This is a genomic window from Clostridium simiarum (genome assembly GCF_018919175.1).
GTDB classification, from domain to species: Bacteria; Bacillota; Clostridia; order Clostridiales; family Clostridiaceae; genus Clostridium_L; species Clostridium_L simiarum.
Window position 1 is genome coordinate 43,413 of the sequence record NZ_JAHLQL010000001.1, and the last position, 16,392, is coordinate 59,804.

The following is a 16,392-nucleotide window of genomic DNA, read 5'->3' on the forward strand; positions in this document are numbered from 1 at the left end:
TGAAAGATTAAAAAATGGTTCTAAATGATTAAGTATAGTAAACTTTAACAGTAGGGAAAATTAATAAAATTATGAAGTTTATTGGGAGGTAACAATTAATGATAGAAGTAAAGAATGTTTCTAAGATTTATAAAATGGGTAAAGAAGAATTTGCAGCCTTAAACAATGTAAGTTTAACAATTAATGAAGGTGATTTTATGTCTATTGTTGGACCATCAGGTTCAGGTAAGTCAACTTTAATGCACCTTATAGGTGGACTTGATACCCCAACCACAGGAAGTATATATATGAATGGAAAAGATATTAGTAAGTTAAAAGATAAGCAGATGTCCAAGTATAGAAACAGTGAAATAGGTTTTGTATTTCAAGCTTTTAATTTAGAGAATACGCAAACAGCTCTTGAAAATGTAATGATGCCATTAATATTTGCTGGAGTTAGTGGAAGAGAAAGAAAAGTTAAAGCTATGAGTGCTTTAAAATTAGTTGATTTAGAGGATAAAGCTAAAAATAAGCCAATGGAAATGTCAGGTGGGCAAAGACAAAGGGTAAGTATAGCAAGAGCTCTTGTTAATTCCCCTAAAATAATATTTGCAGATGAACCAACAGGTAACCTTGATTCTAAAAATGGTAGAAATGTAATGGATCTTTTAAAAGATTTAAATAAAAAAGGATATACAATAATAATGGTTACTCATAATAATGAAGATGCTAGAGAAGCAAAGAGAATAATAAAAATAAGAGATGGTCAAATTCAGGAGGTAACAGCAGATGATATTTAAAGACGTTTTGAAAATGGCCTTTAGGGATTTAGGCAGGAGAAAAGGAAGAACATTTTTAACTTCACTTGCTGTTGCCATAGGGTCAATGCTTATTGTTACAATGGTTGGTCTTGGAACAACAGCTGAAGGGTTTATTTTAAAACAACTTAATAAGGAAGTAAGTGCTAAACTCATAGAAGTAGCGCCACAAAAATATATGAGCAAAGAAGAGCTTGAAAAGTTATATTCTGGGGATATGACTGATGAAGAGAGAGAAGAAGCTCAACAAAAGGCTTTTAAAAAAATTGATGAAAGCACTATAAATAATATGGAAAAGATTGATGGAGTTGATTTTGTTAGAGCATCCATTGAATCACCAATATCAAATTTAAAATTAGAAGGTAAAGAAACAGGGAAAAAGCATATTCAGGTAGCTGGATATAATGATAATAATAATATTTACACTAAAGATGAAATTGAAGCAATGAAAAATAAAAAAGATAATAAAGATTTAGAAGTTATAATTGCAGGAAGAAATTTAACAGATAAAGATGAAAATGGAATTCTTATAAATGAAAACTTACTTAAACATATGGGAATCACAGATTATAATAGTGTAATAGGCAAAGAGGCTATATTGATTCAAGATAAGGTTGAAAATGAAAATGTTAAGGTTAAACCATTAGAAGTAAAGGTACAGATAGTTGGAGTGGTAAATGAAGCATTTGATAAAAAGTATGTTAGCTCAGTTATTACATCTTTAAAAACAGCAACTAATATAAAATCCTATTATACTTTAACCAAGGATTACCTCAGTGAAAAAGGCTATGGATCTATTCAGGTATATGCTAAAGATCAAGGAAAGGTTAAAGAGATAGATGAGGCTATAAAGAATATGGGATATGCCTTTATGTCAAATGAAGAAATAGCAAAGCAAATAAAAAGTGCTTTTATAGTAGTAGAACAAATATTATCAGTACTTGGTGTTATTGTTTTGTTTGTAGCAGCATTAGGAACTATAAATACAATGACTATGGCAATACATGAAAGAACAAAATCGATAGGTATTATGAAATCAGTTGGAGCTACTAGAAAAGATATACATAATATATTCTTAACACAAGCAGCTGTCATAGGATTTATTGGTGGAGTAATGGGAATAATATTTAGCTTTATAAATGGTGCTATTATAGAATTTGCACTTAAGATGTTTTTAGAAGGAAAAGGTGTTAATGAAACAATAAGCTTTTCAATGCCAGTATGGCTAGTTGGAGGTGCATTAGTTTTTGCAATAATACTTTCAGTGCTTTCTGGAATTTATCCAGCTAGAAAGGCTTCAAGCTTAGATGCAATAGAAGCATTAAATTCATAATATAGAAGGAGGAGTAAAATGTTAATAGATAGCATAAAAATGGGTTTTAGTGATTTAAAAAAGAGAAAATTTCGTACAATATTAACAGCTTTTTCTATAGCCATAGGAACAATGCTTCTAATTGTTATGTTTGGTTTAGGCGAAGGAGTTCAAAAGATATATGAGGACAATGTTAAAAAGATGGAAAGTTTTAAAATTATTACAGTGGTAAACCGAGAGCCAGGAAAAGAAGTGAAAGATAGTGATGGAAATCTTAGCTTTGAAGAAGGTAAAGATAAGAAGATAGATAAAGATACTCTTGAAAATATAAATAAAATAGATGGAGTGAAGGGAATAGTTGCTGAAACATCCAGTCAGATTACAGAAGCAAAAATTGGAGATAAGGTAGGGAAAAAAGCTACAATCATAGGCAGAGATGTGAATTATACTATCTTTAGTGAAGCAGCAATAAATAAAGTAAAAAATAGTAATAAGAAAAACAATAAAGATAATAATGAGCCAATTATTGCAGGAAAAAATCTAGAAAAAGGCGACATTAATTCAGTTTTAGTTGGTGAAAAGTATTTAGAAAAAATGGGTATTAAAGATTATGACAGTTTAATAGGCAAAGAAATAGAACTAGTGGTAGATCTTCCAAAGGTAGAGGGAAGTATCAATAAAGAGCCATTTATTATAAAAGCCAAGATAGCAGGAATAATAAATGGAGATTATGAAGAGAGTTATAAAATAATAGGATCAGTAGAATTGGTTTCTAAATTCCAAGAATATTATACTGGGGAAAAAGATTACTTTAATAAAAATGGTTATTCAAGTCTATCCGTTGAGTGTAATACGTTAGAAGATGTAAAAAAGGTTAATGATGAGATTAATACAAAACTTGTATATGGAACTTTTGCATCAACTGATCGTTCAGAAGATATGAATAAGATTTTTTCAGTAGTAAAAGGCATATTTGTAGCAGCAGGAATAATAGTTCTTCTTGTTTCAGCAATAGGTGTTGTTAACACTATGACTATGACAGTTTATGAAAAAACTAAATCAATAGGCATAATGAAGGCACAGGGGGCATCAAGAGGACATATAAATGTTATGTTCTTAGCTCAATCAGGAGTCTTAGGTTTTCTAGGTGGAATACTAGGAAGTATATTAGCAGTTGTAGCAGCTAAGGGATTAGACAAGTTTGTTATTGAACAACTTGCTAAAAAGGGAGCAGCAGATAGCATAGAAAAACTATTTTACACTCCAATATGGGCTATATTAGCTTCCATAGGATTTTCAATATTAGTATGTTTAATAGCAGGTATAGTTCCAGCTAAAAGAGCAGGAAAATTAAATCCAGTGGATTCATTAAGATATGAATAGTATATAAAACAAGCTTTTAGTAATATATTTAGAAATAGAATCCATTAAACTAATTAAAAAAATGTAATAGCCATGGATGAAGTTTAAATTATAATATGTTAGAAAGACTTTATGTTAAACCAAAGAGATGATTTCTATATTGAATAGGAATCATCTCTTTTTCTGTCTTATACTCATGTGATAAATCAACACCTTAATCTAAGAGAGCCTAAGGTAAAAAGAAATATTATATATTGATTAAATTCCTTATTGAATATATACTTAAATCTGTTAAGAAATTAAATTTATAAGAAGTGAGTGATGTTATTGAAGAAAATAGATCTTATAGAAGGGAATATAGGGACAAGTCTTATAAGATTAGCCCTACCTATTATGGGCACATCTTTTATACAGATGGCTTATAACATGACAGATATGATATGGATAGGAAGAGTAGGTAGTAAATCCGTGGCCGCAGTTGGAACTGCCGGGTTTTTCACTTGGCTTTCTATGGCTTTTGTATTAATATCCAAGATAGGAGCAGAGGTTTTAGTATCTCAATTTACAGGAAAAAAAGATGAAAAGTCAGTAAAAAAATATATAGTTACAAGTCTTCAAATAAATATAATTCTTGCTATAATATATACTTTTGTACTTGTGATTTTTAAAAGTAGTCTTATTAGCTTCTTTAATCTTGGAGATATTGAAGTAATATCTATGGCTGAAACTTACCTTTCAGTAGTAGGCATTGGAATTATATTTAGCTTTTTAAACCCTGTATTTACAGCAATATTTAATGGTACAGGAAATAGCAAAATACCATTTTTAATAAATACTTTAGGGCTCATTTTTAACATAATCTTTGACCCAGTATTGATATTTGGAGTAGGACCATTTCCAAAAATGGGAGTAAAGGGCGCTGCCGTAGCTACAGTGTTAGCTCAAGCTGTTGTTACAGGTTGTTTTTTATTTGCCATGTATAAAAGTGAAGAGAGAGCCTTCAAAGTAAATATATTTTCTAAAATAGACTTTAAATATGTTAGGGATATAGTGAAAATTGGAATACCAGTAGCTTTTCAAAATGGATTATTCACTTTATTTTCTATGTTAATAGCAAGAATAATAGCTGTATGGGGACCAACCCCTATAGCCGTTCAAAAGGTTGGATCGCAAATAGAAGCTATATCATGGATGACAGCAGGGGGATTTTCTACAGCTTTAAGTGCCTTTGTTGGACAAAATTATGGGGCGAAAAAATATGATAGAATTCGCAGAGGATATTTCTATACCTTAGCGATGGCCTCTTTAGTGGGAATACTAGCCACAATGCTTTTAGTCTTTGGAGGAAAATATATATTCGGATTCTTTATACCAGAGAAGGAAGCTATAGAATATGGAGTAGTTTACTTAAGAATTCTTGGATATTCCCAGCTATTTATGTGTATTGAAATAACAACGGCAGGTGCTTTTAATGGCCTTGGAAAAACTTTATTTCCATCTATAATAAGTATATTATTTACAGGCTTAAGAGTTCCAGCAGCTAAAATTTTATCCTCTAAGGATATATTGGGTTTAAATGGAATATGGTGGAGTATAAGTATAAGTAGTGTAATGAAAGGCATAGTTTTAACCCTTGTTTTTTTAATATTACTTAAGGCAAATAAGTTATATAAAATTGAAGATTATAATTATGAAAATGCCATATAGTATGTATAATGCCTTTTAAGTATTGATTTTTTATGATTAATGGGATAACATACATATATGAAATTTAAAGAAATCTAATTAAATAATATAATTTCGTATATGCTGGATAATATGGATCTAGCGTTTCTACAGGGGGCCTTAAACTACCTGACTACGAATGTATAGTTACTATAACTATTTTAAATGTGATTATATATTCCTGGGCAGCATATGCTCAGGAATTTTTTTTAATTGATGATTTAATTTAGGGGAAAGGAAAAGGTTTTATGAATTTATTAAAAGAGAGAATAATAAAAGATGGTAAGGTAAGAGAGGGAAGGATATTAAAGGTTGATAGCTTTTTAAACCATCAGATGGATATAAGGTTATTAAATGAAATAGGAAAAGAATTTAAAAAAAGATTTCAAGGAGAAAAGGTAGATAAAATACTTACTATTGAAGCCTCAGGTATAGGTATAGCGGCAGTGGCTTCTCAATACTTTGATTATGCTCCTGTGGTATTTGCAAAGAAAACTGAAAGTTTAAATATAGATAATGATCTTTATAAATCACCAGTACATTCTTATACCAAAAATAAAACTTACAATGTAATGGTAAGTAAAAGTTTTATAAAAGAAAATGAAAAGATACTTATTATAGATGATTTTCTAGCCAGTGGCTGTGCAGCCTGTGGATTGATTGATATAGCAACACAAGCAAAAGCAGAGGTAATTGGAGTAGGCATAGTTATCGAAAAGGGCTTCCAAGGAGGAAGAGAGGCTATAAACAATTTAGGAGTTAAAGTTGAATCTTTAGCTATTGTTGACAAAATGGAAGAGGATAGAGTTTATTTTAAGTAAATTTAACAATATAATAAATAGAAGGTAATCAAATGCTATATCTATCTAACCAATTAATTATTAAGGGAGTATAGATAAAATATGAAGAAAGTTTTGATGAGGGTAATTTATGCTTTCATAACAGTTAGTATTATGATTTTAGGGATAGCCTCAAGAAAATTTTCATACTTACTACCAAAGTTTTTAGCAAACTATGCAGGAGATGTGCTTTGGGCATTAATGGTATTCTTTGGATTTAGATTTATATTAATTAAAAAGTCTACCTATTTTGTGGGCATAGTGGCTATTAGCTTTTCATACTTAATTGAAATCAGTCAATTGTATCATAAACCATGGATTGACGCTATAAGAAGAACAGCCCTAGGAGGATTAGTGTTAGGATATGGATTTTTATGGAGTGACATCTTGTGTTATACAATTGGAGTGGCTATTGGAATAATATTAGATAAGATTATTAGAAAATTTAATATTAATTAATAAAGAAAGTATTGTAGACTAATAGGGGGATAAATTCTTTATTTTTGAGAACAATATACTTGAATTTCAAAAATAAAGGAGTAGGTAATAATGAAAAAAAGAATCTCAACCATATTAGCAGTACTATTATTTTCTATAATGTTTTTAAATAGCTATAAGGTAGAGGTATTTGCAAAAAACATTACAACAAAGAAATGTTCTAGTGAATCTGCAGTAGATTTAAGGATAAATCAGAGAAAGCTTTGGCAGGATCATGTTTTATGGACTAGGAGTTTTATAGTAAGTGATATAGCGGAATTAGAAGATAAGGATAAAGTATTAGAAAGGCTTCTTAGAAATCAAGATGAGATTGGAGCCTCTATTAAACCTTATTATGGAGAAGAAGCTTCAAATAAATTAGCTAGTTTATTAAGAGAACACATCTCTCTTGCAGGTCAAGTGGTTGATGCAGCTAAAAGCTCAAATAAGGAAGACTTGGATAAGTACAATAAGCTATGGTACGAAAATGCAGACCAAATTGTAAATGCATTAAGCAGCTTAAATCCTAAGTGGTCAAAAAAGGAGTTAAAGGATTTTATGTATAAACACTTACAATTTATTACTGATCAGACTGTGGCTAGATTAAATAAAGATTGGAAGGCAGATATAGATGCCTATGATAAGGGCCAAGATCATATGTTAAAATTTGCTGATGTAATTTCAAAAGGAATAATAGAGCAATTTCCAGATAAGTTTAAATAAAAGCTTATAATAACAGTATTCTAAACTTTAGAGTGGAATTTTATTCTCTTTAAAGTTTAGAAGAAACTGATTTAACCTATATGATGGGAATATGATTTATTAGAAAGCTTTACTTTTGTTAGATATTATGATAATATGAAGTTATTACAAGAAAATTATAATAATTTATAGTTATTAAGGAGAAAGAAATGAAGATAGAGTTCTTAACTAGATAATTTAATTGAATATTGGTGTTTGAAGGATATTTTTAAGGTATTTATGTACCTTTTTAAGAGAGCTTCTAAACACATTATTATGAGTTAAGAACATTAGTGAAATATAAAATAGCCTATTATTTACTGTGTTTTTCAGCACGGTTTTTTTATGCAATTTTTTATTATATAACTACAATACATTTTGTAAAAGTTATAGATACCCCTCTTCTAAAAGCTGAAGGGTAACAGATAAACTTTATTTAGTTATTGATTTTAAAGTCAGCTAGTGAACTTTGTTCATTAGCTGACTTTTTGTTTTTTAAATTCTTAGCTCATAAGTTAAACCTTATTATAAATAGAGTTTTTGGTTTCAGAGATAGTTTTCATTATTTCTGAAGTTTAGAAATTCTTATCCAGGGATGAACCTTTATTTACTCTAAAAAAAGTAGTATAAGACGAGGTTCAATGGGTGAAAAATTATTATATTTATGAAAATGAGGTGACATTTATGGCAGTATTGCTTAGTTTACAGGGAATAAATAAGGAATTTGGGGAAGTAACTATTTTAGATGATGTGAATTTTCATATTACTTTAGGTCATAGGGTTGGACTAGTAGGACTAAATGGAGCTGGAAAAAGTACCTTAGCAAATATTATTTATGGAAAGTTTAAACCTGATAAGGGAAGTATACTTTGGCATAAGAAAGATATTGAAATTGGGTATTTGAAGCAGGATAGCTTTTATACCCAAAGAACATGGACTGGAGAAGACTTAGATGTGGGAGGGGAAGAATATATAAAGGATTTTCTTCAAGCCTCAGCGTATCTAGGTATGAAAAGAGTAGATGTTTTAGAAGAAGAAAGCTTTAGCAATTTAAGTGGTGGAGAAAAAATGAAGGTTGCTTTAGCTAATATATGGTCTTTAAATCCTGACTTTCTTATATTAGATGAACCTACTAATCATGTTGATTATGAAGGAGTAGAGTGGCTTATAAAAGAGCTTAAAAAATACAGAGGAACTATACTAATAATATCCCATGACAGATATTTTTTAGATAATGCAGTAAATGAAATAATTGAAATAAATAAAGGTAAAGCCTACAGTTATAGTGGAAACTACAGCTTTTATAGAGAGGAAAAGAGAAAAAAATACGAAAGTCAGCTTCATCAATATGAAATTCAAGAAAGTAGTAAAGCAAAGATTCAAGAAGAAATAAATAGATTAAAGAATTGGTCTTCTAAAGCTCATAGGGATTCAACAAAAAAGCAGAAGGCTGGACTTGGTAAAAAAGAATATTTCAGATTAAAAGCTAAGAAGAGGGATAAACAGATAAAATCTAAAGTGAAAAAGCTAGAAAAAATGGTTTTTGAAGGAGTTAAAAGGCCAGAAGAAGATAAAAAAGTTGATTTTAAATTTAATGAAGCTAATTTAAAGGGCACAAGAGTTATAGAAGCAAGGAATATAAAAAAGAGTTTTGAATCAAATCTATTATTTAAAGAAAGTTCTTTTTATATAATGAGAGGAGATAGGGTTGGGATATTTGGGCCTAATGGTTGTGGTAAAACTACTCTTTTAAAAGTAATTTTAGGTAAAGAGGATTTAGATGAAGGGGAGATTTTTACAAGTAAATCTATAACCATTGGATACTTAAGTCAAGAGACTTTGGATATTGACACAGAACAGTCTGTTATAGATATTTTCAATATTGATTCTAGAGAGGAAGAAGGTACAGTGAGAACCTTACTTGCAAATATGGGTTTTAATGAAAAGATGATAACACAGCCCATGTCCACATTAAGCCATGGGGAGCTTACTAGAATTAGAATGGCAAGGTTAATTAGAAAAAATCAGGATTTATTGGTGCTGGATGAACCTTTAAATCATTTGGACCTTTATAGTAGAGAAAAATTAGAGGAGGCCCTAAGAGCCTATGATGGCACTATTATTTTAGTATCTCATGATAGATATATGCTGGAAAATCTTTGTGGCTTTCTTTTGGTTTTTAAAGAAAAGAAAATTAGTAAAATAGTAGGTACCCCTAAAGAGTACTTAGATGGACTATTTACCAAAGAAAAAAATAGTAATCATACTAAAATCCATAATGAAAAAGATAATAAAAGACAGCTAAAGGAAGAGAAAATGCTAATTGAAAATGAAATTGCTTATGTGCTTGGAGAATTAAGTAAGTTTTCTAAAGGTACTTTAGAATATGATAAAATGGATATTAGATTCAAAGAGTTAATTGATAAAAAAAGAAAGTTAGATCAGTGATGCTATTAAAAAACACTCTATTTATAGATGTAAGGAGAGACTAAGGTGCATTGGATAGAAGTTAATACAGAAAAGGATATGAAAAAGTTATTAGAGGTATTTGGAGGTTTTCATGATGGCTGTTTAAGGGAGATGCATCTTTGGAATAGCTATTTTATTGATGAGGATTTATGTATGGGCTCTGGTGAAGGTAATTTAAATGCTAAAGTAATATTTCAAAGGCAGCTAGAAAGCCCTTCAGCTATAGAAGTTTATTTCACTCAGGTTCAAAGGATGAATATAGTTTCAACCCCTTCAAATTATTGGTATAGTATATTTGAAGCCACTTTAAGCTATAAAGATGGATTATATTACTGGTCAGATGAGGATAACTTTAACATAGATAGTCCTACTAATGAAGCTATGTGGATCTCTTCAAAGGGCATAAAATGGCGTAATAGAAGTGAGTGGATGGGAGAAGAATTAAGATACGGATGTAAAGAATAATTTTTATATGAGAGGTAAGATATGAAAGAGTTAATTGATACAAGGTTAGAGGATTTTAAATTAAGATTTGCAGAAAAGGAAGATGTAACCTTAATTTTAGATTTTATTAAAGAATTAGCAGAATATGAAGGTTTGTTAAGTGAGGTAGTTGCCACAGAGAAAGTTCTGGAGGAATCCTTATTTCATCGTAAATCAGCAGAAGTTATAATTGGAGAGTACCAGGGTAAACCTGTGGGATTTGCGCTGTTTTTCCATAACTTTTCAACATTTCTAGGTAAAGAGGGAATTTACTTAGAAGATTTATATATAAAACCTGAAATGAGAGGCAAAGGACTTGGAGGTATAATACTATCTTTTTTAGCCAAGCTTGCTGTTGAAAGAAATTGTGAAAGGTTTGAATGGTGGTGCCTTGATTGGAATGAACCATCCATTAAGTTTTATAAAAAATTAGGAGCAACTCCTATGGATCAGTGGACTGTATACAGGGTGCATGATGAGGCTTTAGAAAACCTAGCCAAAAAGTTTTAAAAATCAAGTATTTACTATCATAAAGAAGCTTTAAGTGCCATATAATAACAGGAGGTGTTATTATGAGGACTTTAAAAGTAGGATCTAGAGGATCTGATGTAATGAAGCTTCAAGCTGTTTTAAAGAAAATAGGATATAATCCTGGTGCTGTAGACGGTATTTTTGGAGGTGCTACAGAAGAGGCAGTTAAAAATTTTCAAAGGAATAATGGATTAACTGTGGATGGAATTGTAGGAGAGGAGACTCATAAAGCTCTAGAGCCTTTTTTATTAGGCTATAATACTTATACTATAAAACCTGGAGATAACTTATATGATATAGCAAGGAGACACTACACCAGTGTAAATAGTATAATTACAGCAAATCCTAATGTACAAGTAAATAATTTAATGATAGGACAAAAGATAATAGTACCTTTTGGAATTCCTGTAGTGGATACTAATGTAAATTACACCTATGAAGTTATGGAAAGAGACCTAGAGGGTTTAAAGGCAAGATATCCATTTATCGAAACAGGAGTTGCAGGAGAAAGTGTGCTAGGAAAAAAGCTTTATTATATTAAGTTAGGTAATGGACCAAACCAAGTTTTTTATAACGGATCTCATCATGCCCTAGAATGGATTACTTCACCTCTTCTTATGAAGTTTACTGAAGATTTTTCTAAAGCCTATGCAGCAGGAGGAACCATAAGGGGCTATAATATAAGGGATATATGGAATAAAAGCACCATTTATATAATTCCTATGGTAAACCCTGATGGGGTGGATTTAGTTATTGATGGTCTAAGTAGGGATAATCCTTACTATTCTCAGCTAATACAGTGGAATAAAGGTAGCACAGATTTTTCTAAGACCTGGGAGGCTAACATAAGAGGTGTTGATTTAAATCATAATTATGATGCTTCATGGAATTTATCGAAAGAAGCGGAAGCAAGATATGGAGTTTATGGACCTGGACCTACTAGGTATTCTGGACCATATCCTGAATCAGAACCGGAGAGTAAAGCTGTTGTCGACTTTACTAAAAGTCATGATTTTAGACTAGTAATAGCATATCACAGCCAAGGAGAGGTAATATATTGGACTTACCTAAATATAGTACCGCCAGATTCAAGAAGAATTGGAGAGTTATTCTCTAAAGCTAGCGGATATGCATTGGCAGAACCCACAGGCATAACTTCTTATGCTGGATATAAAGATTGGTTTATAGAAAAGTTTAACAGACCAGGCTTTACCATAGAGGTAGGTAAGGGAAAAAATCCACTGCCTATATCCCAGTTCGATAAAATATATAATGATAATATAGAGATTCTTCTTCTAGCTCCACTTGTGTGAGAGAAGGGATTAAGCTGAATATTAATTATACACATTGATTCTATGCTTTATCACATGATGGCCTTATATGAAAATAAAGGTCTTTATATAAGCAAAATAGTGTATGAGATTTTGATTAAATCAATGAATCTTATATTAGGGAGTTAAGAGATATTAAAACCCTAAATAAAATTATATGATAAAAAACCCTGTGCTTTAGCATAGGGTTTTACAATTAAGGGGGACTCCAAGTCTTATATTTTGCTATAAACATAGTGAATAGAGTTTCATTTTTTAAGTGAGCTTGGATAAGTTATTCTAGATATCAGATTAAGAGAGGTATTTACCATAATCAAAATATACCTGAATCTTTGAAATAATTGATATTTGGTAAGTGTAACTTACCCCTATGAACCTAGGGATAAAAGTTCCATTAAAGCCATGTTAATAGGAGTTTAATTAATTGTAATGAAAAAGAAGCCATATATAGAGTTATTAAAAGAGGGATTATTACTATTTTTATGGTATAATCTTACTTAGTATTAAAATTAATAAGATTGTGAATTTTTAAGTTAAAATATTCAGCTTTTAAGAGGTGACCATATGGATTATTTAAAGAAATATATAAATATGTATTGGAAAAAGTACATAGTTGTATTTATATTTTTAACTGCTGAGGCAACCTGTGATCTCCTCCAACCTACCATAATGTCAAAAATTATAGATAAGGGAGTAGGGGGAAAAGATATAAATTATGTACTAAAGCTTGGAGGATTAATGCTTTTAATAACAGGAATTGGGGCTATATCTGCTGTGGTTCGTAATATTATATCTAGTAATGTATCACAAAAATTTGGAAGAGAGCTTCGGTTTGATCTTTTTAAAAAGATACAAAGTTTTTCTTTTGATAATGTTGACAAATTCCATGGAGCATCCCTTATGACTAGATTAACCAGTGACGTTACTCAAGTGCAGAATTTTGCTCATGGAATGATGAGGATATTTATAAAGGCTCCTATTTTGTGTATTGGAAGTATAGTTATGGCTAGTTTAATTAATCCTTCTATGTCTTTAATACTTATAGGAGTAGTACCAATTGTTGCAGCATTAATATTTATTAATATGAAATTTAGCTATCCATTTTTTATTAAAGTACAAAAGGCATTAGACAAAGTAAATGGTGTAATGAGAGAATATTTAGCAGGCATAAGGCTTGTTAAGGCCTTTAATCGCTTTAGTTTCGAGATAGAACGTTTTGAAGGGGTAAATGGCGAACTTGCTGAAGCATCCACTAAAGGTATGAGGGTAATGTCTATTTTAAATCCAAGCATAACTTTAACTGTAAATATAGGTATAGTTTTAGTACTCTGGTTTGGAGGGATAAAAGTTAATGTGGGTAATATGAAGGTAGGTCAAATAATTGCTTTTATTAATTATATGACTCAAATTTTATTTTCTCTTATGATGTTATCCCATGTATTTACAATGTTTATTAGAGCAAAAGCTTCTGCAGAGCGTATAGGTGAGGTTTTTTCAGAAGAAAGCAGCTTAATGATTAAGGAGTCCCCTGTGAATTTAGAAAGGGCCTTAGGAACAGTGGATTTTGAAGAGGTATATTTCTCCTATGATGATAATGGAAAGCCAGTACTAAAGGATATAACCTTTCATTGTGAAGCTGGAGAAACCATAGGAATCATAGGATCTACAGGTTCAGGAAAGAGTAGTTTAGTTAATTTAATACCTAGGTTTTATGATGTTACTTCAGGAACCGTAAAGGTGGATGGAATAGATGTAAGAGATATGGATATAAAAAGTTTAAGAGAAATTATAGCTATAGTTCCGCAGAAAACTACCCTATTTTCAGGAAGTATATTAGACAATATAAGGTGGGGAGATAAAAATGCTACCATAGATGAAGTTAAAAGGGTAGCAAAGGTTTCTAAAGCTCATGAATTTATATCATCTTTCCCTGAAGGCTATGATACAATATTAGGTCAAGGAGGAGTAAATCTTTCAGGAGGACAAAAACAGAGGCTTTCTATTGCTCGAGCTTTGGTTCGAAAACCTAAAATCCTTATACTTGATGATTGCACCAGTGCTGTAGATGTAACTACAGAATCTGACATAAGAAAAGAGATGAAAAGCTATTTAAAAGATATTACCTGTATATTAATTGCTCAACGTATAACCTCTGTTATGTCAGCAGATAGGATAATAGTTTTGGATAATGGAGTGATAATAGCCATGGGAAGTCATGAGGAGTTAATGAATAGCTGTGATGTTTATAAGGACATATTCTACTCTCAAATAGGAAAGAGGGTCATGTAGAGGTGGAAACTAAAAGGGATAATACAGGAGATAATATTCCAAGAAGTTTTGGAAGCAATAATTTTAGGAGAAACCGACTTACATCTCAAGTTGTTAAACCTAAAAACTTTAAGGAAACTATGTTAAGACTATGGAGATATTTTGGTAAAGAGAGAAGATTATTAATTATCATATTTATGTTAATAATAGTAAGTTCTCTATTAGGGCTTTTAGTGCCTTATTTAATAGGGAAGGCTGTAGATACTATATCCTTTGGAGCTATGGCAATAAACTTTAAATCTCTACAAATAATTATAGGAATTCTTATAGGTACATATATTATTGATAGTTTTATAACTCTTGCTCAAGGCTTCATTATGGCAGGAATCTCTCAAAGAATAGTATTTAGCTTAAGAGAAGCACTTTTTAGTAAGCTTCAAAAACTGCCTTTAAGCTTTTTTGATACTCACACTCATGGAGAAATAATGAGTAGGTTATCTAATGATATAGAAAATGTAAGTACCACTATATCTCAATCTACCACTCAACTAATGTCAAGTGTGATAAATATTCTAGGAGCATTTATAATGATGCTTGTACTAAGTCCAGTACTTACTGTGGCAAGTATGATAACCATTCCTCTAGTTTTCATTATGACAAATAGCATAGCCAAAAAAACAAAGGTATTATTTAAAGAACAACAAGTATTCCTTGGAAATCTTAATGGTCACATTGAAGAATCCATATCAGGGATTCAGGTAGTAAAGGCTTTTAATGGTGAGGATAGAGTTATTGAAGATTTTAATAAAATAAATTCTAATTTATGTGAGGTAGGGATAAAGGCACAGATTTGGTCTGGATATATCATGCCTTTAATGAATGTCATTAATAACTTTGGATTTACCGTAGTTGCCGCTGTAGGTGGAATTTTAGCAGTAAAAGAACTAATTACCATAGGTATAATAGCAAGCTTTCTAAGCTATTCAAGGCAGTTTGCAAGACCATTAAATGATTTGGCAAATATATTTAACACACTACAGTCTGCCGTTGCTGGAGCAGAAAGGGTATTTGAAACCCTAGACGAAATTGAAGAACCAAAGGACGAAGAAGATGCGAAAGAGTTAAAGAATGTAAGAGGAGAAGTTGTTTTTAATAATGTTAGCTTTGGATATAGAGAGGGAGTAAGGGTTCTAGAGGATATAAACTTCCATGTAAAAGAGGGAAGTAATATTGCTTTAGTGGGGCCTACAGGATCAGGTAAAACTACAATAGTTAATTTGCTTACAGGATTTTATCAGATTTCAAAAGGGCAAATACTTATAGATGGTAAAGATATTAAAGAATATACAAAAGATAGTCTTAGAAAATCCTTTGGAATGGTACTACAAGATACTTATCTATTTTCTGGAACTATAAAAGAAAATATTAAGTATGGAAAGTTAAATGCCACTGATGAAGAAATAAAGAAAGCCGCTATTATGGCAAATGCAGATGGTTTTATAAGTAGGTTACCACAGGATTATAACACAATACTTACTGAAGGAGGCATAAATTTAAGTGAAGGAGAAAGGCAACTTTTAGCTATATCAAGAGCTATTTTATCTAATCCTTCTATACTTATATTAGATGAAGCAACAAGTAATGTAGATACTCGTACAGAATTAAAGATACAAGAGGCCATGCTTAAACTTATGAAAGGGCGTACTAGCTTTATAATAGCTCACAGATTAAGTACTATAAAAGATGCTGATATAATCATGGTAATTAGGGATGGAAAGATAGCAGAGTCAGGAAGTCATGAAGATTTAATAAACCAAAAAGGAGAATACTATAAGCTCTATAAAAGTCAATTAGGAGAAGAGTAAAATTTTAATCTTTGTTAGGAGAGTGTTTGAGATGGATAAAAGGTGGTAGTCGCTTACTCATCTGAACTTGTGAAGATGAGTTTCCTAAGCAGAGAACCAAAATCTATGATTTTGTGTGAATCGCTTACTCATCTGAACTTGTGAAGATGAGTTTCCTATAAAATCTACCAGAATGGTAGTAATAAATAATTA

13 protein-coding genes and 1 riboswitch are annotated in these 16,392 nt (G+C 30.9%); all 13 genes read left to right on the forward strand.

What is annotated here, in order from left to right; all coding sequences use genetic code 11:
- Positions 1-98: 98 nt before the first annotated feature.
- The 13 genes from KQI89_RS00235 (at position 99) to KQI89_RS00295 (ending at position 16,200) form a co-directional block, all read left to right on the forward strand.
- Positions 99-779 carry an ABC transporter ATP-binding protein gene (locus tag KQI89_RS00235; protein ID WP_216455440.1) on the forward strand — a complete coding sequence of 227 codons (681 nt, stop codon included), beginning with the start codon at positions 99-101 and terminating at the stop codon, positions 777-779.
- Positions 769-2,130, forward strand: a complete 1,362-nt coding sequence (locus KQI89_RS00240) for an ABC transporter permease (RefSeq protein ID WP_216455441.1) — start codon at positions 769-771, stop codon at positions 2,128-2,130. Before KQI89_RS00235 ends, KQI89_RS00240 begins: the two co-directional genes overlap by 11 nt.
- Positions 2,131-2,148: 18 nt before the next feature.
- On the forward strand, positions 2,149-3,492 hold the full coding sequence (locus tag KQI89_RS00245) for an ABC transporter permease (protein WP_216455442.1): 1,344 nt from the start codon (positions 2,149-2,151) through the stop codon (positions 3,490-3,492).
- Positions 3,493-3,792: 300 nt separating this feature from the next.
- The gene (locus tag KQI89_RS00250) at positions 3,793-5,178 is read left to right on the forward strand and encodes an MATE family efflux transporter (protein WP_216455443.1); all 1,386 of its coding nucleotides are present in this window, start codon (positions 3,793-3,795) and stop codon (positions 5,176-5,178) included.
- 73 nt (positions 5,179-5,251) lie between these two features.
- Positions 5,252-5,352: riboswitch (purine riboswitch) on the forward strand.
- A 92-nt stretch (positions 5,353-5,444) separates the two neighbouring features.
- Positions 5,445-6,017, forward strand: a complete 573-nt coding sequence (locus KQI89_RS00255; protein ID WP_032121188.1) for a xanthine phosphoribosyltransferase — start codon at positions 5,445-5,447, stop codon at positions 6,015-6,017.
- 81 nt (positions 6,018-6,098) lie between these two features.
- Positions 6,099-6,494, forward strand: coding sequence for a ribosomal maturation YjgA family protein (locus tag KQI89_RS00260; RefSeq protein ID WP_246582924.1), 396 nt, complete (start codon positions 6,099-6,101; stop codon positions 6,492-6,494).
- Positions 6,495-6,584: 90 nt separating this feature from the next.
- The gene (locus tag KQI89_RS00265; protein ID WP_216455444.1) at positions 6,585-7,235 is read left to right on the forward strand and encodes a glycosyltransferase; all 651 of its coding nucleotides are present in this window, start codon (positions 6,585-6,587) and stop codon (positions 7,233-7,235) included.
- A 663-nt stretch (positions 7,236-7,898) separates the two neighbouring features.
- Positions 7,899-9,701, forward strand: a complete 1,803-nt coding sequence (abc-f, locus tag KQI89_RS00270) for a ribosomal protection-like ABC-F family protein (RefSeq protein WP_216455445.1) — start codon at positions 7,899-7,901, stop codon at positions 9,699-9,701.
- Positions 9,702-9,746: 45 nt separating this feature from the next.
- Complete coding sequence (locus KQI89_RS00275) at positions 9,747-10,187, forward strand: hypothetical protein (protein WP_216455446.1); 441 nt, start codon at positions 9,747-9,749, stop codon at positions 10,185-10,187.
- A 21-nt stretch (positions 10,188-10,208) separates the two neighbouring features.
- Positions 10,209-10,715, forward strand: a complete 507-nt coding sequence (locus KQI89_RS00280) for a GNAT family N-acetyltransferase (RefSeq protein ID WP_216455447.1) — start codon at positions 10,209-10,211, stop codon at positions 10,713-10,715.
- Between the two features lie 62 nt (positions 10,716-10,777).
- Positions 10,778-12,049 (forward strand): M14 family metallopeptidase, encoded by a 1,272-nt coding sequence (locus KQI89_RS00285; RefSeq protein ID WP_216455448.1) that lies wholly within the window; start codon positions 10,778-10,780, stop codon positions 12,047-12,049.
- Positions 12,050-12,631: 582 nt separating this feature from the next.
- Complete coding sequence (locus KQI89_RS00290) at positions 12,632-14,356, forward strand: ABC transporter ATP-binding protein (protein WP_216455449.1); 1,725 nt, start codon at positions 12,632-12,634, stop codon at positions 14,354-14,356.
- A gap of 2 nt (positions 14,357-14,358) precedes the next feature.
- On the forward strand, positions 14,359-16,200 hold the full coding sequence (locus KQI89_RS00295; RefSeq protein WP_425514060.1) for an ABC transporter ATP-binding protein: 1,842 nt from the start codon (positions 14,359-14,361) through the stop codon (positions 16,198-16,200).
- The last annotated feature ends 192 nt before the right edge of the window (positions 16,201-16,392 follow it).